This window comes from Halomonas sp. LBP4 (assembly GCF_003202205.1).
GTDB lineage: Bacteria > Pseudomonadota > Gammaproteobacteria > Pseudomonadales > Halomonadaceae > Halomonas > Halomonas flagellata.
Genome location: NZ_PDOG01000012.1, coordinates 983 through 22,148, shown reverse-complemented (window position 1 = coordinate 22,148; position 21,166 = coordinate 983). Strand labels below are relative to the sequence as shown.

Genomic DNA, 21,166 nt, shown 5'->3' with positions numbered 1-21,166 from the left:
GCCTGCCCTACAACATCTCCTCCCCGGCCAGCGCCAGCCGGGAGCGCTCGACGCTCTTCAGCGTCACATGACCGGCATGGGGCCAGTTGCGGAAGCTCTCTACCACCGCGGCCATGCCGCAGGTGTTGGCAGTGAGGTAGGGCGTATCGATCTGGCTCACGTTGCCCAGGCACACGATCTTGGTGTTGCGGCCGGCGCGGGTGATCAGCGACTTGATCTGCTTCGGCGTGAAGTTCTGGACCTCGTCGATGATCAGGAAGGTATCGTTGAGGGTGCGGCCACGCATGAAGCCCGGGGCACGGATCTGCACCCGGGAACCGAGCAGCTGGCGGGTGGCGCCGTTGTCCCAGCTGCTCTCTCCATCCTCGTTTCGCAGCAGGTTGTCCATGTTGTCGTGGAAGGCCCCCATCCAGGGCGACATCTTCTCCTCCTCGGTGCCGGGGAGAAAGCCGATGTCCTCGCTCATGGTGATGGGTGCCCGGGTGAACACGATGCGTTCGAAGCGCTTGCTGTCCAGAGTCTGCTCGAAAGCCGCTGCCAGGGTCATGAAGGTCTTGCCGGTACCGGCGCTGCCGGCAATGGTCACCAGGTCGACATCCTCATCCATCAGCAGGTTGAGGGCGAAGTTCTGGCGACAGTCGTGGGCATGCACGCCCCACACGTCGGTGCCGTGCCGGTAGTTCCTGAGTAGCTCCAGGGTGGCCCGTTGGCCGCTGACCGCACGGACCACCGCCTCGAACCCGGCCTCGGTGTCACCGTCGGCCACCAGCATCCCGGGGTGCCACTCGGCGGGGATCTCACCGGACAGCTGGTACAGCACGCGCCCGTCATCCCGCTCCACCTGAACATCGAGGGCGAGTCCGTTCCACAGCTCGCTGCCGGCATCCGGGTAGACCTTCACCCCTTCCAGCATGGCGTCGCTGTCGTCGAAGGCGCGATCGGTCAGGTAGTCCTCGACCGGCACCCCCAGGGCCGCGGCCTTCACCCGCAGATTGATGTCCTTGGTGACCAGAATCACCGAGGCGTCGGCACGGTCCTCCTGCAGGCGGCAGGTCTCGCCGAGGATGCGGTTGTCGGGGCTGTCGGCCAGCGCGTGCTGACCCTCCAGATCCTGGTAGCACAGCAGCCGCAGGCGCCCGTCGGGCCCGCTTTGCCGGGGGATGTGGATACCCTGGCGGATCTGCTTGAGGTCGACGTTACTGGTGAGGTCGGAAAGGGTACGGCTGACTTGGCGGGCGGTGCGGGCGATCTCCCGAATACCATTCTTGTGCTTGTCGAGCTCCTCGAGGACGGTCATGGGGATGACCACCTCGTGCTCATCGAACTGGTAAAGGGCGGCGGGGTCGTGAAGCAGGACGTTGGTGTCCAGAACGTACAGACGGGTGGCCTTCTTGTCGATGCGTACCATGGGCACAGCTCCTCTCGGGTGACGTCGACAGAATCGCAGGCCTTGCCCGCTGACACTCAGCGTCGACGTTCCCTTGAGGGCCTTTTCACAGCCGGTTGCTGATCAAATCTTGTGCGCCTCGTCCACGGCGTCTGCATAGGTCGCCTGGCGATCGATACGCCCTGTGGCATGAAGCAGCACCCACGGCATCTCGGTACAGTGTCCGAGCTCATCAGCCGTGGATCGTCGGATGTCGGCCACCTGGCACCCGTGCTTGAGCACTCGGTACTGACCTCGCGCCAGCCGTTGGATCTTGATCGGCCCTGCCATTGGCAGCCCTCCTTGCAGGTTGGTGATGTCGCCATGCGCCGACGGCCCTCGGTAGCATGACGGCGCAGAAGGCAGCCAAGGCTGCCCCGCCAATAACGCCCCAGTGACTAGGCGCTCTTCTTCTCGGTGAGCTGACTATCGGCGAAGGGGTTATAGAGCTCGTCGCGCACCCACAAGGCCAGGGTTTCCGCCATGTGCGGCACCATGAGGCCGACAACCTTCCGCCTCACCGTCTGTTCATGCAGGACTTTCACTTCCCGGGGGTCGAGTGAAACGGTCACGGATTGGTTGTCCTGGTGACGATGAATCAGCGCCTCCATTTCGACCGAGGCATCCTTTTTGCGCACTCTCACGACGCTAAATGTCACGTCGTAACCTTGAGCCCTCGCACGGGACACAATGGCGGACTCCCCCACTTCAAGAGCAACATGATTGATGGCGACACCGTTAAAGCGGCTGATGGGCATAGTGGTTGTCTCGTCTTCCTGATCACGAATGGGTATGGGCGCCGACAGGCCTTCAGCAACCTATCGCTGTGACGCCCCCTGTCCGGGCCTTGCACCAAGCGTGCTATGTGCCACCCGCCTGGGTGGACTCGAGCGACTACCCGAAGTCCTCGACGATGGCTCGCTGCATCGGCGGCGCGTCTTCCGGCAGCGGGGCGGGGGCTGCCTCCGTGTCCTCACGTGACGTCGCGGGGGCGGCCATCAGCTGTTCGCGAATGCCCGTCTCGATCTCGTCCATGACCACCGGGTTGTCCTCGAGGAACTGGCAGGCATTGGCCTTGCCCTGACCGATCTTGTTGCCCTGATAGCTGTACCAGGCACCGGCCTTGTCCACGAGGCCGCACTTCACGCCCAGGTCAATGATCTCGCCGGCGAGGTTGATCCCCTTGCCATAGAGGATCTGGAACTCGGCCTGGCGGAACGGCGGCGACACCTTGTTCTTGACGACCTTCACCCGGGTCTCGTTGCCGATCGACTCCTCGCCTTGCTTCACCGCTCCGGTGCGGCGGATGTCCAGGCGGACACTGGAGTAGAACTTGAGCGCATTGCCGCCGGTGGTGGTCTCGGGGCTGCCGAACATCACGCCGATCTTCATGCGGATCTGGTTGATGAAGACCACCATGCAGTTGGCGCTCTTGATGTTGCCGGTGATCTTGCGCAGCGCCTGGGACATCAGGCGGGCCTGGAGGCCGACGTGGGCATCCCCCATCTCCCCTTCGATCTCGGCTCGCGGGGTCAGCGCAGCCACCGAGTCCACCACGATCAGGTCGACGCTGCCCGATCGCACCAGGGTGTCGGTGATCTCGAGCGCCTGCTCGCCGTTGTCCGGCTGGGACACCAGCAGGTCATCGAGGTTGACCCCGAGCTTCTCGGCGTAGCCGGGATCGAGTGCATGCTCGGCGTCGATGAAGGCACAGGTCATCCCCTGCTTCTGGGCCTGCGCGATCAGTGACAGGGTCAGGGTGGTCTTGCCGGAGGACTCGGGCCCAAAGATTTCCGTGACCCGTCCCCGTGGCAGGCCGCCGATACCCAGGGCCACGTCGAGGCCGAGCGAGCCGGTGGACACCGAGGGAATGGCAACCCGGGGCTCTTCGCCCAGGCGCATGATGGCGCCCTTGCCGAATTGCTTGTTGATCTGGGAGAGCGCGGCATCGAGGGCCTTGCTGCGTTCGGGTTGGGACATGGTTTGGCTCCTGCAGTTGGCGGGGCGGTAACGCCGGTTGTGGTGGGGCTGGGTGGGCCGTCAGCGGCGATAGAGCTCGGTGCCACAATGCCGGCACTCGAAGATGGCCTTCCCTGCCTGTTTCAGCTTGCGCTGCCAGATGCTGGACGATTTGCACTCACAGCAGCGGATGCCGCGGGGCGTCTGGCACTTCGGGTAGTCTTCACGGTATTCGTCGAGAGTTGACAGGGCGTTGTAGTGCCGTCGCATCGCCAGGATGTCGCTGATGACCTTGGCAAAAATAGTGCCGATGAACAGCAGTACAAAAAGGGTGAAATAGTCCACAAGAGTCCTCATTTCGATCTCGTCGGATGTCGTGAGATCACGTTACCCCGGGGGCTCGATCATGCAAGGCGGCAAAGAGAAGGTAGTGTCCTGTCGTGACAGAGGGGGTCAGGACACGAGATCGAGTGACAGGTTGCGGCTGCGCTCCTGGAGCGCGTAGCGTCCCCGGCCGGTGCGGTGAGCCTTGGTCTGGCAGACCTTGCGAATCTGCTCACGCCAGGCGGGGTTCGGGGTCGGCCGCCGCTCGGCGGCGTACTCGTAGATCGCCCGCAGCGACGCCTCGCCGCCCATCGCCTCGAGGGCCTCGACCACCAGCGCTCCCCAGGTCGCCGGCCCCTCACGCAGGGCCTGCTGCACGTCCTTGGGGAGTCCCTGGAGGTACGCAAGCTCGGCATAGAGGCCGAATCCGACCATCAGGCGACGGCGGTCCTTGCGAAACGTGGTGAAGCACAGGGGATGCTTGAGGCCGTCGTAGAGATTCCGCGGCAGCATCTCCTGAGCCATGGACCACTGCTCGCTGTAGCGCATGACCCGCCGGGCTGTCTGCAGGAAAAAGGCGGGCAGCACGAAGCAGACCCGGCCCTCGTTCACCAGCAGCCGATGCGCTCGCTCGAGGAAGGCTTCGATGAGGGCCGTCTTGAACGGCGGATTGCCGACGATCACCGTGGGCACCTCGGGCAGCTCCACTTCCAAGAAGTCCCCGGCGATCACCGGTCTTCCCGTCAGCACCCGGGCCTGCTCCGCCAGCTCGGTATCGAGCTCTACCCCCAGCACCGGGACATGGGCGGGGATCGCCTGGAGGAAGCGCCCAGGACCACACGACGGCTCGACCACGAAGTCCTGACGGTCCAGATCGGGCAGGTGGCTTCGCACCAGGGCGGCGGCGGCCCAGGCCGGCGTCGGGAATTGCCCCAGGGCACGCTGGCGGACCTCGTCCGTCATGATGCCGCACCCTCATCCTTGAAGGAGGCGGCCCACGCCTCGACGCTGCCGCCATACTGCTCGACCACCTCTCTGGCGCGGGTCTTGGAGAAGTCGACACCGTAGAGTCGCATCCAGTCGATGGCCTGTTGCGCCATGGCGATCTGGCGGCGGGTTTCGTACTTGGGAGCGCTCTTCTTGCAGGCCAGCGTGCACACCGTGGCCAGGGTGCAGTCGCAGAGGTAGGCCAGCGCACCGGCCGGATCACGCACGGAGCCCTTGGTCATGCTTCCACCTCGCTCACCTGTTCCGAGAACGCCTGCCGGTAGGCCTGCTCGGACAGGACCCGGATGCTTCCCTTGCCGCTGTCATTGAGCTTCTGGGCCTTCGCCACCTTGCTCCCGGCCTTGTCGCCGGCCACCAGCAGGGTCGTCTTGCCGTTGACGGCACTCTGCACCTGGGCGCCCATGGCCATGGCCTGCGCCTCCATCTCCTTGCGCGAGGCGCCCTGCATGGTGCCGGTGAAGCAGATCACCTGGCCGGCGAGCGGCTGGTCAGCCCCCGCCTCGGTCGCGGGTGCATCGTTCTCGAGGGCGAAGCCAAGCACGCGCATGTGGAGGATCAACGGCCACATGTCGCGCAGGGACGCTGCGATCTCCGGCGACGTCTTGGGTCCGAAGCCGTCGATATCGGCGATCTGCTCGGCCGTCACACTCCCCAGGTCGTCCAGAGGGATCTCCTGCAAGAGCTTGCGGGCATCGCCGCGGCCCAGATGGCGGATGCCAAATGCGGCCAGCCAGCGCCACGCCATGACCGGCTCGCGCCGGCTACGCTCCAGCTGCGCGACCAGATTGGCGGATTGCCCGGGGCCAAAGCCAAGGGCGGCGAAGTCGTCGGCCGCCATGGCATAGATGGCCGGCAGCTCCGTGATTCCCGCCGCGACCAGCCGTGCAACGGTCTCGCGACCGAACAGGTCGACGTTGCCCAAGGTGTGAAACCAGTGGCGGAGCCGAGATTCGGCCTGGGCCGAGCATCCCGTGGTGTTCGGACACGCCATGTGCACGCCCTCCTCGACCGCCTCGGTGCCACAGGAGGGGCAGTGGGTCACGGCCAGCGGCGTTGCAGCCGGCACCAGCACCTCGACGAGCTTGGGGATCACTTCGCCAGATCTCACAAAGCGGGCCTGGGCGCCCTCCCCCAGCCCCTGCGCCAGCAGGTTCTTGGCGGTGTGGGCAGTGGCTCTGGACACGGTGGCCCCGGAGAGCACCACCGGCTTGATCATCAAGGTGGGAATGATCCGCCCGGTGCGGCCGGTCGTGAGCCGGACGTCCAGGACCGTGGACACGGCCGAGTCGCCTTGGCGCTTGATGGCCAGGACCGCACGCTCGTGATGCGACGTGGCCCCCATGGCGTGGCGTAGCGACGCGTCGGTGACCTCGACCACCATGCCGTCCGTCTCATATTCGTTGTCCGCCACCACGCTGTCGTAGAGGGCCTCCCACCCCTCCCGCAGCTCGTCAGCGGTCACGATCCGCTCGGGCAGCTCGGCGAAAGGCACGAAGCGGATGGCGCCAGCCTCCAGCGCCAGCCGGTGATGGGACTTCACGCTGTCGGCGCTCACGAACCCGGCGACGAAGTTGCGGGGATGCTCCTGGTCGTGCTCGGTACCCTTGCCCAGCTGGGCATGGAAGAACGCACGATCGCAGACCAGCTCGCCCCGGCCCCGGCCACGCCCGCCCTGCATGACCACGCCAAGCTCGATGATGCGGGTGATGTCCTGGCCTTGCAGCCCATCTCCCCGGGTCACCAGGCGATCGCCACTGTCATGGCCGGCGATGCCGTCGAGCTTGGGGGTGAGACGAAAGCGCAGGGTGTCGGGGTCGATCCCCTCCTCGAGGGCGGCCCGGGTCACCTGCTGGAGGTACCGTTCCACGGCCTCGAGGTCGTAGGCCTTCGATGTCGAGAGCATCGGCGTCGCATGCTTCACCGTGGGCAGGTCCAGGGGAAGCAGCTCCGGCTCGACGCGATGGAGGAACGGATGGTCGGGGTCCTGCTGGCGAAGCCCGAGGAGAAAGCACTGGTCATAGACGGCATCGCTGACCAGGGGCTCGCCGCGGCGGTAGGCCTCGTTCAGGATCTCGCACGCCTCGGCCAGGGTCTCGACACGCTGGAGCAGCTCGAGGGCCTGGGGATTGCCCTCGAAGAGGTGGCCATTGGGGACGGTGAGCTGCCGGGCGGGTGCCTCGGCGGCGGCGAAAAGGTCCAGATCGTGGTCAGCTGCTGGCATGGGAGATTCCTCGGTGGCTAGGGGTCGGTTCCGTTGCCATGGAGGATGCCAGCAAAGCGCCAGCACGCAAGGCGGGGAGCGCCCTTCAAGGGTGCCGCGCTGTACCGATGGGACAACCCCCGGAGGGGCTGAGCCGACCGGGGGGAGCATCGTTCACGAGTGGGTGGTGGAAAGGAACAGCACGCCGCACTTGTCCGAGTAGACGGCGCCGAACTGCGCCTCCAGCCAGGCATGGGCCTCGGGCGGAAGCGTGCCGGGCTCGTCCATCGCATGCATCATCGACATCGGCTCCACGGGCAGTGGCAGCAGCTGGCCAACGAGCTGCTCCATTACGCTCGACATGTAGTCCATGGCCTGGAGCATCTTGGTGAACTTCACGCTGACCACCAGCCCCGCGATCGGGGGACGCTGGGATCGGGTCGGCGGGTTCAGATGGAGGCTGCTCTCCTCGGGCAGCTTCAGCAGACCGGCCCGATAGTCGGCCATGCTGACCTGCCGAAGGACCTCTACGGTACGCGAGCCGAAGTCGGACTCTGTCTCCGGGGTGTCAGGCTGGTCGAGTCGCGTATTCACCATGTCGAAGATGTCGGGCCCGTCGTTGGCCACATAGACCTTGATGCTCTTGGGCACGTCGCCTTCGAGTCGCGCCTGAAGCGTCCGCGCCAGCCCCTTCCAGTCCACGTCGTCATAACGGGTCATCACGCCATTGCCCTCCCGGTCGAGGAAGGTGTCGGCGCCGTCCGGCACCATGGGCAGCAGCAGGAAGTTGAAGCACAGCGGCTTCTCGGCCTGTTCGGAGATACGTTGCCACTCCTCGGGGGTGACTCGCTCGTCGGCAAAGGGAAACATCGTGGGGGTTCTCCTGGGTGTCTGACTGGCAGTGGTGGCGGAAGGCTGGGCCCGCCTCGATATGTACCGTATTACCGTATACCCGATTACGGTACAGGCAAGACATCACCCGCCATGCAGGATGGCACGAAGCTGGGCAATGCGTTTGGGGCCCATGCCCGGGACCGCGGCGAGGTCCGCCTCGGTGGCGGCGACCAGCGCCGCCATCGAGCCGAAGCGTTCGGCCAGGAGGCGAGCGAGGTTGGCGCTCAACCCCGGCATGCCTTCCAGCACAAAGGCGAGCTGGGCCACCTGGGGCAGCCCGGACGGCTTTCGCCCCCGCAGCGGAGGCTCATAGCCGAGGCCTGAGCGGTCATGGGCTGCGAGCTTGAGGATCACGTAGGCGGTGTGGTGCAGGCTGTAGGTGGAGATCACGTTCATGCTGGATGGTGACCAGGAAGCTGAGCATCCCGTCGATGGCCTGGACCAGCATGCCGCGAGAGTTGTCGTGGACAGGCCCTTCCAGGAGCACGATCGGGGTGATCCCCTCCTCCAGGCGCATCTTCTCGCTCTGGAAGAAGAGCCGCTTGTCGTCACCGACCACCGAGGCCTCGAAGTCCGTTCGCGCCACCGTCTCGGCACAGCACTTCCGTTCGATGACGTAGCGGGTCTCGCGACCCTGGATCTCGATGTCACCCAGGCCGAGGTCCGTTCGCTCCAGGGTGACGTTGGGCAGGCCCTGCAGCGCCTCGAACAGCGCCGCTGGCTCGCGATGATCGATGCGGACCAGCACGGGGTCAGGCACCGGGATGCTGGCGAGGTCCAGCGCTTCCGCCTCGGCAAGGCGTGATCCATTCAGGGTGCGGGCTGGCGCCCGTTTAGCCGGCGAGGACCCCGGGCGCTTGGCCCTGGTGTGGCGGCCAGCCTTGCCGGCGCCGGGCTGGGCTCGCTCTTCGAAGACGGTGAAGGGAACGGACTCGAGCGACTCCCCTGCCGACAGCACCCCCGCCTCTCGCAAGGCTTCCAGCACCGCCGTTGAGGCAGCGGGATCGCTGACCGACAGCTTCACCCCGTTGCCCCAAGGCTCGACGAAGGCCTTGGCCCCCTGGGGAAGGCACGCCAGGTGGTTGAGGTAGGCGCGAACGCGCTGAGGGTTCTGCGGCGGATGCCAGAGGGTGATGTGCATGACGGGCTCCAGGAGGTGAATGGAAGCCCTTCAGTTGCCCGGCCTGGTGCCGGGCGGGCCCCTCGAGGGTGGCTCCTGCTGAAACAGGGTGCCCCCGAAGAGCTTTCATGACGTCCGCAGTGAATGCAACGGCATATAATTCGCACCTTCCGTCCGCTGATCACCGATCGTCATGCACACGCCACTTGGCGGGGGCGCGGCGGGACGCCTTAACCGGAGATGAGGGACTGGTGGCGCTCCTGGCGCTGACGAGGTGACAGTCCCAGCTCCTGCTCGGCCCGCATCTGCCGGGTATTGGACGCCTTGACCTCGGCGATCATCTCGGCCCCAGGGTACAGGGTGAACACGGCATCGACGATCGTCGGCCGGCCGGAGACGCCCTTCTTGCGCTTCTTGACCAGCTCCTTCTCGTAGCGCGAGATCGTCCCATCTTTCATGACCCGCATCAGCTCCCTCTCGAGGTAGCTGATGCCATCGGAAATACGCGAGTAGTTCAGCCCGCTGGTGGTCTTCTGGAGCTCGCTGTAGCGAAGGCGCACCGGGTGCTGCTCGGACATGTTGGTGGCCAGCAGCACCATTCGCTTGATGACGTTGATGCCATAGGAGCGCCGCGAATACAGCCGGCGCAAGTCGTACTGGCGGTACTGAGCTGACTGGATGGCCTTGGCGACGGCACGGTTGAAGAACACGTGCCAGCGAGCCTCGGGAGCAAACCTCGCGTTTCCCTTCGCCGTCGAGGCCCGGTAGTCCTCGAGGATATGGCCGCGGATGATCGACTCTCCCTGGACGGACTCCAGGGTGAAGGTGCTGGAGGTCAGGATGTCCAAGGCTTCGACCACCTGGTAGTGGTTGTAGGTGTGGCCTAGCGAGCGCAGGATCTCCCGCAGTTGGCGGATCGAGAAGGACACGCCGTACTTGGCTTCCTTGCGCCCGTCGGGGCGCTCACACATGCCACCCTCCTCGGAGGCCAGTTTCATCAGCGCGATCTCGACGGCCTGCTCCCGGATGCCCGGGAAGCGGTTGATCCAGGCGTCCTGATCATCCTCGTGGCTCTTGCTGGCGCGGATATCCTTGGTCGTCCCAGGGAACTGAGTGAACTTGAGATCCTGACCGAAGTAGCCGAACTCGATCACGGAGGCTTTCGGTGGGCCATCCTCGCCGCTGTTGAGGTGCTCGCTGGCGTACTTGGGCAGCAGGTCCCAGACCATGATGCTGTTGGATAGCGAGGTACGCTCGTCGCTGGTGTTGTAGACGAACGACTTGAAGACGGCCAATGGCCGATCCATGGCGGTTTCTTGCTCTGCCAGCGGTATCTCGTCGGGACCAAAGAGGGGGACCTGGCGGGGACTGTCGATCTTGCGGGCACTGGTGGCACTTCGTGTCATGAGCGGTATCCCGACGAGAGGTAGCGATGGTTTAGACGGAGCGTAGCAGCCTCCGGGCCCATGTAAACTGGTAGCGCTGGCTCGCAAAACCCCGTCTCGTAGCCGTCCACTGGTAGCTGGGACTCGCACAATACAGAGCAAACAGCCCGCGCCCGGAGCTGAAAGTGGTAGCTCTAGCTCGCATAATACCCGCCAGGGGGACTCCCGTCTCAGCTAGTAGCTGAGGGTCGCAGAACCCCATCTCACTAGGCTGCGCCCCATCCGAAGTGGTAGCTGACACTCGCATAACCCTGGCGCGTGGGTAATGTCGGGCTCATGACCCCGCGGGCGGCGAGCGTCATCTCACCTTCTGTCCGTTTGACTGGGTGCTGCTGGTCGCAAAATCCCCCGGAGAGCCCCCAGACATTGGTAGGGTGGTAGCTGGCGCTCGCAGAATACTGTTGCCTGGCTTGCCTGGGTGCTGGTGGTCGCATAATGCTCTGCTGGTGGGCATCAGGGCATGGCGAAGCGGTAGCTAGCACTCGCAGAATACCGGGGCCAGGGGCCTGACTGGATGCTCATGGTCGCAGAACCTCCTGCTGGCGGGCCTCAGAGCTCGGAGTGGTGGTAGATGGGGCTCGCAGAATGTCGGCTTCTGGCGCCTGAGACCGGGTGCTGGTGGTCGCAGAATCTCCTGCTGGCGGGCTTCCGGACCTGAAGGGGTGGTAGCTGGCGCTCGCAGAATGACACCGCCTGTGACCTGACCGGATGCTGGTGGTAGCCCCCAAGCCGGCCGACCTCAGGACCTGCAGAAGTGGTAGCTGGCGCTCGCATATTGCCGGCTTCTGGCGCCTGACCGGGTGCTGATGGTCGCAGAACCCCCTGCTGGCGGGCCTCCGGGCCTGAAGGGGTGGTAGCTGGAGCTCGCATCATCCCGGCTTCTGGGGCCTGACCGGGTGCTGGTGGTCGCAGAACCTCCTGCTGGCGGGCTTCCGGACCTGAAGGGGTGGTAGCTGGCGCTCGCAGAATGACACCGCCTGTGACCTGACCGGATGCTGGTGGTAGCCCCCCAGCCGGCCGACCTCAGGACCTGCAGAAGTGGTAGCTGGCACTCGCATATTGCCGGCTTCTGGCGCCTGACCGGGTGCTGGTGGTCGCAGAACCCCCTGCTGGCGGGCCTCCGGGCCTGAAGGGGTGGTAGCTCGCGCTCACTGAATGCCGGCTTCTGGCGCCAGACCGGGTGCTGGTGGTCGCAGAATCCCCTTCTGGCGGGCCTCCGGGCCTGAAGGAGTGGTAGCTGAAACTCGCAGAATCCCGGAACGGCTGGTGACAGACCGGGTGCTGATGGTCGCAAAACTCCACCGCCGGTGGGCTCCAGGGCCCCGGGGGCAGTGGTAGCTGGCACTCGCAGAATGCCGGCGTCTGGCGCGACCGGGTGCTGGTGGTCGCAAAATTCACAGCCGGCAGGCCTCAAGGCTCGAAGGGATGGTGTCTGGCACCTCCCTGTCGGCAGTGGGCGCAGGGCGTGGGCACTAGAATGGCAATAGCTGCCACCGTCAGAGGAGATGCCCATGTCGCCCGGAAGCTGGACGAACGCAGCGTTCTCTGTCTTCATGGCCGGCGTGAGTCTGTTCGTCTATGTCCAGATCGAGCGGAATGCTTACCAGGCCCGTCAGCAACGCTTGGGCCAAGAACAGGGCGACCATCCCGGTCTGCCACGGTAATGCCGGGTGCTGCTGGTCGCAAAATCCCCCGCGGGCGGACTTCAGGCCCCGGTACAGTGGTAGCTGGCGCTCGTGGAATCCCCTTGCGAAGAGTCGACCGGTAGCTGATGGTCGCTAAATCCTCCAACGAGACAGGTGCCTACGGAGTGGTAGCCTACACTCGCATAACCCCTGCACAGTACCGGGTACTGAAGAGCCTTGAGGCCCACCAAGCACCGACGGTGCCCTGGTGGCGCGGGCTCGCAAAAGGTGGTGGCCGCGACTCGCATAACGTTTTGAAGGGTCTCACAAGCCGAGATAGGAGGGGTTATCCACAGCCCTTCTCAGATGCTACTGGTAGCTGAGGCTCGCGGAACACTCGCTAACCGGTGGTTCAGACTCGTGAAATGGGCATCCAGGGCTCTGAAGATGTCGGGAGCTGGTAGCTCAGACTCACCGATTACCGAAGGACTGGTGGCTCGAACTCACCGCGAGTGGTTGCATGTGCTCCCCGACAAACTCATATCTCCCTTACTAAACATACACTTAGAAAACGCTCCTTGCTTCTCCTTTTCCTTATATATCCTTGCTGGCAAGCCTCTATGAGTCGGACACGACGGAGCAGCCCCTCGTCTTGAGCTCGGGACCCTTTGCCCTTAGCTGAGTGCTTCTTCGCTGCGGCCTGTTTTCCCGCCTTAGGGTGCGTGGAGCGGGGACTCGAGGAATCCGGCAGCAGCGCTGCCAGCTGGGACCTCAACTGGTCATTGGTCGCGACCTTGGCCGACTGCTCCTCGCGGCTAAGCCGCTCTCGAGGTAGCGGCGTCTGTGCCTTCCGCCGGGAAACACCACGGTCAGACCGGGGCGCGTTGGGGCCCTTCTTCGCCACCTGCAGGCGGTTCAGCCGCCTCACGTAGGCCTAATCACGACGACGCTGGTCCTCGGCCGCCAGCTGTTCCGGTGACATCTTGCGTCGCCGCGCTTCGTCCTTCAGCCGCTTGGCCTGGCGGTCTTGGTACTTGCACAACCACTTCTCACGGTCACGACGCTCCTGGGGCGTCAAGACCGCGAGCGCCATCTCGGTGCTGGTAGCGGGCCGAGACCCTGTCCGAACTTTTCGACGCTTCTCGGCCTCCCTGGCTTTCCTCGCTGTCTCGATCTGCTGGCGGCGAGCAACCGGCGACACGGACAGGATCTTCGATGGTGCCGGGTCTGGCGTCACCTCGTCGACAAACCCGCTCCCACCACAGCCTGGACAGTTCGGGGCGTACACTTCCCCCCCACGGCAACGTGGACAGAACTCCATGCTTGCTCCTCGACCTCCAGTTTCTCGAACACACCCGGCGCCGGTGCCACGGCACCTCCTTGAGCCTAGCCCCTCACGGTCCCGCGGGCATCAACGACCATGACGCGTGTTATTCCGACCTCGCGCTCTGAGCATGGCGCGAAGCTCGTCGACGGAATGTCCCTTCAGCGCTTCAGCCTGCTCCTCGACTTGTTCTTTCAGCTGCAGATGGCCAGAGGCCATGTTGGATGCGCGCCTGGGCGGCTTTAGGGCCATCCGCCGGCGTCGCAGAGAATGCGACATCTCCAGTTGGGCATGGCGTTGACACCCGAAGTGGGAATGGACCCGTTCATCCGCCACCACCTCCTCCCCTGCCGGGAAGCTGTTGGGCGCCAGGACGACCCCGTAGTCCTCGAGGTGCTTCAGGAAGGCCTCGGACACCGCAACGGCAATCTGGGCACGGGAGATCGCCGTGTAGGCGCGATTGGCGATCGGGCGGTCCCGCTTCGCCAATTGCCAACGGCCCTGCAGGAGCACCGACGGGAAACAGTCGTCAATGATCGCAACACGTCCCCACTCATGCCCCTTGGCTCTGGCCACCGTGGTCAGCGTGAGATCCCGCTCAGGTGGCGATTGCGAGGCATCCTGCATCGCCTCCTGACGCTGCCTGTCCTGGTCACGCCAACGATCGATGATCTCGGGCAGTTCCAGGACCGATAGCCCAGCCGTTTCGACCCAGTCACAGAGCTCAAGGCCGGTGCTATCCCAGCGCTGACGGAATCGTGCACGAGCTTCCTCGAGGCTGCGTAGGCCTGCCAGGGAAGGCAACGTCGGGGCAGCACCATCGGACCCGGCGCCTCGGACGCTCCCATCACGACGGAGCGCCGCCAAGTCGCGCACTAGGCCGACCGGATAGGATTCCACACCGTCGACCCAGGAAATGCGTTTGCCACGCTGGGTGGCCTCGAGTGCCTCCTGGAACAACCCTGCCGACGAACTCGTGATGACCGTGTAGGGGACCTCCTGTGACTCCCATTGATAGCGATGCGCCGACGGGTAGACGTTCGATTCGCCCCGTCCAATACAGCGGTCAACACGAGGACTCCCCGCTCGGTGAGCCAGGGCATTGAGCAGCGAGGCGATCGAGGCGCCGAAACGGAACGAGTCACGCAGATACACCGTGTCTGCCCGCTCCTGCAGGGGATGCCGCTGGGCCTTTATCCTGCGGTTGCCCTGACGGAGAGACTGAAAGGCGTCGCCGAACATGACCACGGCGATGTTCTGTCGTGACAGCAGTCCAAGTTGCGCCTCATCGGCGTCCTGGGACTCCTCCAGGATCACGAGCTCGGCCCCGTGCAGCGGCGATACCGAGATGGATCGCCCCAGGCCCTCCAGGTGGATCTGTTCCGTCGCCGACTGGGTCCACAGCTTGACCTCGGCGGCATAGGTCAGCGGTGCCGAGTCAGGTTCGCGGCTGATCTGCGAGAACCAGACATCTATTGCCACCCTGAGCACCCGACGACTGTCAGCGGGAGCAAGAGCCCATTCCTCGCCGGGCCGGTTGCCAGACGGGAGGTGTGACGGCTCGGGATGACGGTGAGCGCTGCGATAGAACCGATACAGCACCTGCCGTGCTCGCTGGACTTCACGCTGGGTGGTGCCGGCACCTCCGGCCGCTAGCATCTGCTGCTCGGTCAGGCTGCCCTGGACGGGATGGGCCTTGAGCTTGGCGGCGTAGAGTCGCAGCAGATAACGGTGGGCCGCCTCCTGGACGGTCATCGCCATGACGTTCGGGGGCAACGTGGCCCGGGCACGATCACGAAGGTTACGGGACTGCGACAGGAACAGGATGCGCCGACAGGCATCCCGACGGGCAAGCTCGACGATGATGGCCGATTTGCCGGCCCCGGCGACCCCCGGGGCATTGATCAGCCGCCCGCCTTCCAATTCCGCCTGTCCCTCGGACATGGCCTCGGTCGCCATCTCGATGATTCGGGCCTGCTCGGGCGTGAGTCTCACGTGACCTCCTCGGCCAACGCCTATGGTCTAGGACAGCAGCTCCGAAAGGCGATCATAGAGCCTCCGATGCCCGGTCTCGCCAAGGGAAAGCAGCATCTCGAGCGCATCCCAGTGCGCAACGATCGCACGCCAAGCGGCCGAACGGGTCGCGATGGTAGGGAGTCGCTCGCGGAGCCCCGGAGCCCAGACCAGCAGCAGAGCACAACGCTGAAAATCGCTGGCGTCATGAGGGTGTGCCGGCTGCTCGGCCGCGTGGGGCACGCCCATGAGCATATCGGCCAGGGCTTCGGATGAGGCCCCCACATCGCCCCGCCGGCGCCAGGCATCGACCTGCTGATCCAGCGACATGGCGGCTATCTCCCCAGTAGGGAGCTGGCTCAGGCCGAGAGCCTCGCGCTTCCTGGCGCAGGCCTCGGGGGAGCCAATCACCATGGTGGCCTTCAAAGCCCGGGCCAACCAGGTATCGACAATGGCGTCATGGCCATGACGCTTCATGAGTGCTGGCAGTTCGCGGATCGGTATCTGCCCCTTCAGGACCGTGAGGTCGTGATCCGTTGGCTGATAGGTGATCTCCATCTGTTCCTCCCGGCCGTGGCATGTAATTACGGTGTACGGTATTACGGTATGATTTAGCGAGGGGACCGACCGCCACCCGAGGTCTTGGGTGGCGGTCAGTGGCGGTGCTTAGCCACCCATCATGGGGTGATGAGGCGCGAAGGGGATCTCCTCATCCTGAGCCCCGAACCCATCTGAGATGGTGGGCTGATGACCGGGCTGTGCGTGCGCGTAGCCGCCACCCTGGTTGCCCATGGGTTGCTGGGGGGCATGACCGTAATCCTGGCGCGGCGGTTGGCCGCCATACCCCTGATGTCCACCGCCCTGCTGCGGTTGGCCATAGCCAGCGTGTTGACCGGCACCCGGCTGCGGGGCGTTGGAGCGTGTGCGGTTGGGTTTGCCGTCGAGCATCTGCAAGTCGCTGCAGACGATCTCGGTGGTGTAGCGGTCCTGACCGTCTTGTCCCTGCCACTTGCGAGTTTGAAGCCGACCCTCGACATAAATCTTCGAGCCTTTTGAAAGGTAATTACCCGCGATTTCGGCAAGCTTGTTGAAGAACACCAGATTATGCCACTCCGTGCGCTCTTGAGTTTGCCCAGTCTGGCGATCATTCCAGGTATCGGTAGTGGCAAGTCTAGCATTAGTAACCATTCCGCCACTCGGCAGGTTTCGAGTTTCCGGGTCATTGCCCAGGTTACCGATCAGGATACACAGGTTCTTGGATCTGCTCATTGTCTCTTCCACTTGGCGTATTTACTTGGCTTGGCGTTGGCGTCGTTGTTGACGTGAGTTCAATGTATTACCAATCAAAAAAGACGCAATGCCCGAAATTAAAGATTTGGTGCATCCATAACTCATGGTGTTTTCATGTGACGCCGACCAATGAAGACGTTTATCGGTAGCCCGAAGAGGGTGGCCGCTGCCGGCACGCTCGACTGCGGAGCAGAGTACCAACAGCAGCGTGGTCCTCCCCCCTCGTGTCGTGCCCTCCAAGGGCATCTCGGTACACCGTCAAAGCCCGACGATGGGCATAGCATGCGCGGGACTGTGAGAGCCGATACACGGAGACAGGGGCAGCTGGTGACACAAGACAACCGCGACAAGCCAACCAGGGAGGCCTACCTCCAGCAGCTGATTCGCAAGGGCCTAGACCCCGGGATGGCACAGGAGGTAGTGAGCCAACTCGTCGAGGCCGGGCAGTTACGAGAAGATGCATCCCCTCACCAGGAGCGCCCTGCCACAGAGGTCATGGAGGGCAACTCACCGAGGCCATCACGCCAGGCATTGCTGGCCGCCAGCAAGCGCATCAGCACGCACGGGCCTCAAGGGAACGATCTGGCCTTCATGCACACGATCCTGTGCCAGGTGGGGTTGCCACGCCGGGCGATCGACGGAATGTCGTACCAGCGCGTCTGCGACGGCGTCGGGATACATATCCAGGCAGGGTCACTCTTCGACGGGGAAGGATGGGTCGAGCACCCCGTGCCCTACGGGGCCATGCCACGCCTCGTGTTGGCACATCTGAACACCCAGGCTCTGCGGCAGCGATCACCGATCGTGGATGTCGGGCCGAGTGCTTCGGCATTCCTAAGGACCCTGGGATTCGAGCCGGCCGGCGGTGACCGTGGCCCCTACACAATGTTCAAGCGACAGGTGCAGGCGCTGGCCGCGTGTCGCATCACCATGGGCTACAGCGTGGGCGATACGGCCTATACCGTGAAGGGCGATTTGATCGATGAGTTCGAGGCGTGGACTCGCCCCAGCGGAAAGGGGGCCGGCAGAGACCTGTGGCCGGAGAAGATCGCGTTCACCCAGCGCTATTACGACAGCCTGACGCAGCACGCCGTCCCCCTGGACCTGCGGGCCCTTCACGCTCTCAAGGGATCGGCCCTCGCGCTGGACCTCTACGCCATGCTTGCCGAGCGCCTGCACCGGGTGAGTGGCAAGAGCGTGATGTTGCACTGGGCGTCACTGCGAGCGCAGTTCGGACATGACTACCACGGCGAGCATGGCCCCAGGAACTTCAAGAGAGATTTCAAGGTAGCGCTGAAGAAGGTGCTGGCGGTCTATCCCAAGGCGCGAGTGAGCGTCGTCAAGACCGGCATCGCCCTGCGCCCATCCCCACCACCGATACCCTACCGCGGCTAGCGCTGCACACACCCGAGAAAGGGCCAGTGGAGTAACCACTGGCCCTTCATTGTTAGCCCATCAGCACTGGCCAGCCACACTTAGGGTAAAGGGCTTGCCCCCGGGGGTGGGCTTTTCGTGGGTGAGTGATAGCAGATGGCTTCTGTGGATATCCCTGTTAATACAGATGCTTAGGCACGAAGAATCACGATCACGGCCACGAAGAATCACGATCACCAGCCACGAAGAATCACGATCACTGGCACGAAGAATCACCACCCCCCTAAAACCTGTTGCAGCCTCTAGGCCTTCCTCTAGGGAAACGCTGCGCAAATCCCGCCGCAGCTGCCTGATCGCCACCGGCGGGGTAGAATCTGACCATCCCGCCACCGTCTGACAGAGCCATCCGATGAAGCAGATCTCGTTCGCCCAGGCAGCGCACCAGAACAAGAAGAAGGTTACCCGTCGAGAGCGGTTCCTGGCCCAGATGGATGCCCTGGTGCCTTGGCAACGGCTGATCGACGCGCTGTCGCCGTCCTACTTCCCGAACGCGGCGGGCAAGCGGGGCCGGCCGCCCATCGGGCTGGAGCGCATGCTGCGGATCTACTTCCTGCAACAATGGTATGCGCTCGCCGACGAGGCGCTCGAAGATGCCATCTACGACAGCCAGGCCATGCGGGACTTCATTGGTATTGATCTGGCCATCGAGAGCGTGCCGGATGCGACCACGCTGCTTCGCTTCCGTCATCTGCTGGAGAAGCATGCCCTGACCCAGCGGATCTTCGAGGAAATCAATGCCAGTCTGGCCGAGCGGGGGCTGTTCATGCGCGAGGGCACCATCGTCGACGCCACCATCGTGGCCGCCGCGCCCTCCACCAAGAACAAGGCCAAGCAGCGTGACCCGGAGATGAAGCAGACCAAGAAGGGCAACCAATGGTTTTTCGGCATGAAGGCCCATATCGGCGTCGATGCGGTCACGGGGTTGACCCACAGTGTCGCTGCCACCTCGGCCAATGTCGCCGATGTCACCATGGCGGGTCACCTGGTCCGAGACGATGATAAGCGGGTATACGGCGACGCGGGTTACACCGGCATGTGGAAGCATCTGGACGAAGAGAAGGATGCCCCGGATTCCCGGTGCTGTGTTGCCGCCAAGCGTGGCGCCATCAAGAAGATGGAAGACAGCCCCATGAAAACGCTGCTGCTGGCGATCGAGAAGGCCAGGGCCAGTATCCGCGCCAAGGTCGAGCATCCGTTTCATGTCATCAAGAACCTCTTCGGCTACCGGAAGGTGCGCTACAAGGGGCTGGCCAAAAACCAGGCGCAACTATTCAGCCTGTTTGGACTGGCCAATCTGGTGCTGGCGAAACGATGCGAGGGCCGAGTTGACGGGGCCAGTGCGCCTTGAATCTGGCCTGGCAGCCGGTTACCCGGGCTGCCAGGGTAAACAGGCCACCTTCGGTGGTCAGAAGGTGACCGCTGACGCGGTAAAAATGCCGCTCTGAGCACTTCAACCGCTCAGAGTCGAATTGATCAGTGATTCCCTAGCGGCCCTATACCCCCATGCCCTGTAATCAAAAGGGTCTTACCTGTAGGGCATGGCGAAATTCTGGGGATAACCGAACGAAGGAGACAGGCCAGGTACGCAGCCCAGAGGAGCGACTGTCGCCTCGCTGCGCTCGTTGACGGGCCCTTGCCTCAATCGCCTCTGCCCCGCTGCGCGGGGCAAAGAGCCGATCTCGTCAAGTACCTGTGAATGGACGTCTAAGCAGAGGGTACGGGGTTACCATAGTATGGGTATTAATAAACCCCGGGGGTAACCCGGGGTATAAGTTCCGACATGGCGCAGGGCGAGTGGGTAGACTTACTTAACCGCGTCTTTAAGGGGTTTGCCAGCGGCGAACTTGACCGTTTTCTGAGCGGGGATAGTCACCTTGTCGCCAGTTTGAGGATTACGACCAACTCGCTCCGAGCGATGCCCGATCTTGAACTTACCCAGACCCGTAAGAATGCACTCTTCCTCATCTTTCAAACCATCAACCACGATATCGGTAAGTGCGTCGATGACAGATGCAACATCCGTCTTTCTAAGGCCTGTTTTATCGGCAAGTGCTGCAACAAGATCACTCTTTCGCTTTATGGAAATGCCCCTATATCAACTATGTGAAACGTTGCTTTTACGTCATCCGACGAGAACCTGCAATGGCAGAGAGAGCCATTCAATATCGTTCGGAGGGCTCCCAGGTTGTCGCCACTGGGAGAGAACCGGAGCCAGCGCCTGACCAGTATATCCATCGTCCCATCTGAGAGCCGTTGTCTCGACGTGCACTTGAATGGGCCTTCCCGGCACGGGTGATCAGGCTATCAAGGCGTATTGTGCGACGCAGTGTCACCACGGTGCCAAACAAGGACCCCCAGACATGTCCCGTTACCTCTCCCCCTCATTGCTGACAGTCACGTTATTGGCTGCAGGCCTTACAGGATCGCCCGCTCAAGCCCAGATGATCGGCTATCTTCCAATCAAGAGGTGAGCTTCGGGGTCGGCTACCAGCTGACGCCCAACTTTGCCATGGAGCTCGCGTATCGCGACCTCGGCAGCGCTCGCTACGAGACCTCCAACACCGTCACCTTCAACCATGATGGCGAGATCTATGTTGGTGTCTCCGACTTCCGCAACGAGTACGAGTCCAAGGTGTTCATCCTCCGTGGCGTGGGCATGCTGCCGGTCACCGAGAAGCTGACCCTGGAAGCGCTACTGGGCGTGGCCCATGTCCGTACCAAGTACAGCAGTGGTGAGGTCAACGAAGGGGTCGAGGTCGACTCACTGGGCGGCTATGGGCTTCTGACCTACTCCGACTCCTACGATGAGAAGGAGACCGGCTGGTCCGCCACCTATGGCCTGGGTGCCAGCTATGCGTTCACCCCCACGATTGCCGGTTATGCTCGCTGGGAGCGCGTACACGACATCAACACCGAATCCCCGGGCTGGGGTAGTATCAAAGCCGATTCGGTCTCTGCGGGGCTGCGCTACCACTTCTGAGCGGTCCCCTTCACTACCGAGAACCGGCGCCATCGGCGCCGGTTTTTTCATGCCCGTGTTCCGCATGCGGAACACTGCCGCACCGACAGCCTGCATGCGCGGTACAAAAAAGCCCGACACGGTG

21 protein-coding genes are annotated in these 21,166 nt (G+C 63.6%); 5 read left to right on the top strand and 16 right to left on the bottom strand.

Annotation, left to right across the window (positions count from 1 at the left end; all coding sequences use genetic code 11):
• Positions 1–7 precede the first annotated feature (7 nt).
• The 12 genes from CR157_RS21595 to CR157_RS21540 all read right to left on the bottom strand — a co-directional run bounded on the left by CR157_RS21595 (position 8) and on the right by CR157_RS21540 (position 10,337).
• Positions 8–1,408: a PhoH family protein gene (locus CR157_RS21595; RefSeq protein ID WP_110285584.1), complete on the bottom strand. Its 1,401-nt coding sequence runs from the start codon at positions 1,406–1,408 to the stop codon at positions 8–10.
• Positions 1,409–1,510: 102 nt separating this feature from the next.
• Positions 1,511–1,717, bottom strand: coding sequence for a hypothetical protein (locus CR157_RS21590; RefSeq protein WP_110285583.1), 207 nt, complete (start codon positions 1,715–1,717; stop codon positions 1,511–1,513).
• A gap of 107 nt (positions 1,718–1,824) precedes the next feature.
• Positions 1,825–2,184: a hypothetical protein gene (locus CR157_RS21585; protein WP_110285582.1), complete on the bottom strand. Its 360-nt coding sequence runs from the start codon at positions 2,182–2,184 to the stop codon at positions 1,825–1,827.
• 136 nt (positions 2,185–2,320) lie between these two features.
• The gene (gene recA / locus CR157_RS21580) at positions 2,321–3,406 is read right to left on the bottom strand and encodes a recombinase RecA (RefSeq protein ID WP_110285581.1); all 1,086 of its coding nucleotides are present in this window, start codon (positions 3,404–3,406) and stop codon (positions 2,321–2,323) included.
• A 60-nt stretch (positions 3,407–3,466) separates the two neighbouring features.
• Positions 3,467–3,742: a hypothetical protein gene (locus CR157_RS21575; protein ID WP_110285580.1), complete on the bottom strand. Its 276-nt coding sequence runs from the start codon at positions 3,740–3,742 to the stop codon at positions 3,467–3,469.
• A 96-nt stretch (positions 3,743–3,838) separates the two neighbouring features.
• Entirely contained in the window at positions 3,839–4,672 is an 834-nt protein-coding gene (locus CR157_RS21570; RefSeq protein ID WP_110285579.1) for a class I SAM-dependent methyltransferase, read from the bottom strand.
• Positions 4,669–4,938 carry a hypothetical protein gene (locus CR157_RS21565; protein WP_110285578.1) on the bottom strand — a complete coding sequence of 90 codons (270 nt, stop codon included), beginning with the start codon at positions 4,936–4,938 and terminating at the stop codon, positions 4,669–4,671. Before CR157_RS21565 ends, CR157_RS21570 begins: the two co-directional genes overlap by 4 nt.
• Positions 4,935–6,938, bottom strand: coding sequence for a BRCT domain-containing protein (locus CR157_RS21560; protein ID WP_110285577.1), 2,004 nt, complete (start codon positions 6,936–6,938; stop codon positions 4,935–4,937). Before CR157_RS21560 ends, CR157_RS21565 begins: the two co-directional genes overlap by 4 nt.
• A 153-nt stretch (positions 6,939–7,091) precedes the next feature.
• Positions 7,092–7,787, bottom strand: a complete 696-nt coding sequence (locus tag CR157_RS21555; protein WP_258364267.1) for a hypothetical protein — start codon at positions 7,785–7,787, stop codon at positions 7,092–7,094.
• Between the two features lie 105 nt (positions 7,788–7,892).
• Positions 7,893–8,207, bottom strand: coding sequence for a helix-hairpin-helix domain-containing protein (locus CR157_RS22895; protein ID WP_219999990.1), 315 nt, complete (start codon positions 8,205–8,207; stop codon positions 7,893–7,895).
• On the bottom strand, positions 8,140–8,952 hold the full coding sequence (locus CR157_RS21545; RefSeq protein ID WP_219999989.1) for a hypothetical protein: 813 nt from the start codon (positions 8,950–8,952) through the stop codon (positions 8,140–8,142). The genes CR157_RS22895 and CR157_RS21545 overlap by 68 nt, the downstream gene beginning before the upstream one ends.
• 209 nt (positions 8,953–9,161) lie before the next feature.
• Complete coding sequence (locus CR157_RS21540) at positions 9,162–10,337, bottom strand: hypothetical protein (RefSeq protein ID WP_110285574.1); 1,176 nt, start codon at positions 10,335–10,337, stop codon at positions 9,162–9,164.
• 1,550 nt (positions 10,338–11,887) lie between these two features.
• Here CR157_RS21540 and CR157_RS22740 point away from each other — a divergent pair.
• Entirely contained in the window at positions 11,888–12,040 is a 153-nt protein-coding gene (locus CR157_RS22740) for a hypothetical protein (protein ID WP_181422146.1), read from the top strand.
• Between the two features lie 895 nt (positions 12,041–12,935).
• Here CR157_RS22740 and CR157_RS22735 read toward each other — a convergent pair.
• The 4 genes from CR157_RS22735 to CR157_RS21525 all read right to left on the bottom strand — a co-directional run bounded on the left by CR157_RS22735 (position 12,936) and on the right by CR157_RS21525 (position 16,607).
• Entirely contained in the window at positions 12,936–13,094 is a 159-nt protein-coding gene (locus tag CR157_RS22735) for a hypothetical protein (protein WP_181422145.1), read from the bottom strand.
• Positions 13,095–13,412: 318 nt separating this feature from the next.
• A complete protein-coding gene (locus tag CR157_RS21535; protein WP_110285573.1) occupies positions 13,413–15,320 on the bottom strand; it encodes a hypothetical protein in 1,908 nt (635 codons plus the stop codon).
• Positions 15,321–15,347: 27 nt separating this feature from the next.
• The gene (locus CR157_RS21530; protein WP_110285572.1) at positions 15,348–15,896 is read right to left on the bottom strand and encodes a hypothetical protein; all 549 of its coding nucleotides are present in this window, start codon (positions 15,894–15,896) and stop codon (positions 15,348–15,350) included.
• Between the two features lie 108 nt (positions 15,897–16,004).
• Positions 16,005–16,607 (bottom strand): single-stranded DNA-binding protein, encoded by a 603-nt coding sequence (locus CR157_RS21525; RefSeq protein WP_110285571.1) that lies wholly within the window; start codon positions 16,605–16,607, stop codon positions 16,005–16,007.
• A gap of 348 nt (positions 16,608–16,955) precedes the next feature.
• Here CR157_RS21525 and CR157_RS21520 point away from each other — a divergent pair, with 348 nt between their 5' ends.
• The 4 genes from CR157_RS21520 to CR157_RS21505 all read left to right on the top strand — a co-directional run bounded on the left by CR157_RS21520 (position 16,956) and on the right by CR157_RS21505 (position 21,042).
• Positions 16,956–18,023 (top strand): replication protein RepA, encoded by a 1,068-nt coding sequence (locus CR157_RS21520; RefSeq protein WP_219999988.1) that lies wholly within the window; start codon positions 16,956–16,958, stop codon positions 18,021–18,023.
• Between the two features lie 388 nt (positions 18,024–18,411).
• The gene (locus tag CR157_RS21515) at positions 18,412–19,410 is read left to right on the top strand and encodes an IS5 family transposase (protein ID WP_110285570.1); all 999 of its coding nucleotides are present in this window, start codon (positions 18,412–18,414) and stop codon (positions 19,408–19,410) included.
• Between the two features lie 432 nt (positions 19,411–19,842).
• Positions 19,843–20,169: a hypothetical protein gene (locus tag CR157_RS23400; RefSeq protein WP_441319107.1), complete on the top strand. Its 327-nt coding sequence runs from the start codon at positions 19,843–19,845 to the stop codon at positions 20,167–20,169.
• 219 nt (positions 20,170–20,388) lie between these two features.
• Complete coding sequence (locus CR157_RS21505; RefSeq protein ID WP_258364266.1) at positions 20,389–21,042, top strand: outer membrane beta-barrel protein; 654 nt, start codon at positions 20,389–20,391, stop codon at positions 21,040–21,042.
• Positions 21,043–21,166: the final 124 nt, after the last annotated feature.

Bases quoted from the DNA above. Each gene is read 5' to 3' on its own strand.
- CR157_RS21530 (WP_110285572.1), bottom strand. From the start codon at position 15,896: ATGGAGATCACCTATCAGCCAACGGATCACGACCTCACGGTCCTGAAG.
- CR157_RS22895 (WP_219999990.1), bottom strand. From the start codon at position 8,207: ATGAACGTGATCTCCACCTACAGCCTGCACCACACCGCCTACGTGATC.
- CR157_RS21560 (WP_110285577.1), bottom strand. From the start codon at position 6,938: ATGCCAGCAGCTGACCACGATCTGGACCTTTTCGCCGCCGCCGAGGCA.
- CR157_RS21545 (WP_219999989.1), bottom strand. From the start codon at position 8,952: ATGCACATCACCCTCTGGCATCCGCCGCAGAACCCTCAGCGCGTTCGC.
- CR157_RS21570 (WP_110285579.1), bottom strand. From the start codon at position 4,672: ATGACGGACGAGGTCCGCCAGCGTGCCCTGGGGCAATTCCCGACGCCG.
- CR157_RS21575 (WP_110285580.1), bottom strand. From the start codon at position 3,742: ATGAGGACTCTTGTGGACTATTTCACCCTTTTTGTACTGCTGTTCATC.
- CR157_RS21525 (WP_110285571.1), bottom strand. From the start codon at position 16,607: ATGAGCAGATCCAAGAACCTGTGTATCCTGATCGGTAACCTGGGCAAT.
- CR157_RS21590 (WP_110285583.1), bottom strand. From the start codon at position 1,717: ATGGCAGGGCCGATCAAGATCCAACGGCTGGCGCGAGGTCAGTACCGA.
- CR157_RS22735 (WP_181422145.1), bottom strand. From the start codon at position 13,094: ATGGCGCTCGCGGTCTTGACGCCCCAGGAGCGTCGTGACCGTGAGAAG.
- CR157_RS21555 (WP_258364267.1), bottom strand. From the start codon at position 7,787: ATGTTTCCCTTTGCCGACGAGCGAGTCACCCCCGAGGAGTGGCAACGT.
- CR157_RS21565 (WP_110285578.1), bottom strand. From the start codon at position 4,938: ATGACCAAGGGCTCCGTGCGTGATCCGGCCGGTGCGCTGGCCTACCTC.
- CR157_RS21515 (WP_110285570.1), top strand. From the start codon at position 18,412: ATGAAGCAGATCTCGTTCGCCCAGGCAGCGCACCAGAACAAGAAGAAG.
- CR157_RS22740 (WP_181422146.1), top strand. From the start codon at position 11,888: ATGTCGCCCGGAAGCTGGACGAACGCAGCGTTCTCTGTCTTCATGGCC.
- CR157_RS21595 (WP_110285584.1), bottom strand. From the start codon at position 1,408: ATGGTACGCATCGACAAGAAGGCCACCCGTCTGTACGTTCTGGACACC.
- recA (WP_110285581.1), bottom strand. From the start codon at position 3,406: ATGTCCCAACCCGAACGCAGCAAGGCCCTCGATGCCGCGCTCTCCCAG.
- CR157_RS23400 (WP_441319107.1), top strand. From the start codon at position 19,843: ATGGCGCAGGGCGAGTGGGTAGACTTACTTAACCGCGTCTTTAAGGGG.
- CR157_RS21540 (WP_110285574.1), bottom strand. From the start codon at position 10,337: ATGACACGAAGTGCCACCAGTGCCCGCAAGATCGACAGTCCCCGCCAG.
- CR157_RS21585 (WP_110285582.1), bottom strand. From the start codon at position 2,184: ATGCCCATCAGCCGCTTTAACGGTGTCGCCATCAATCATGTTGCTCTT.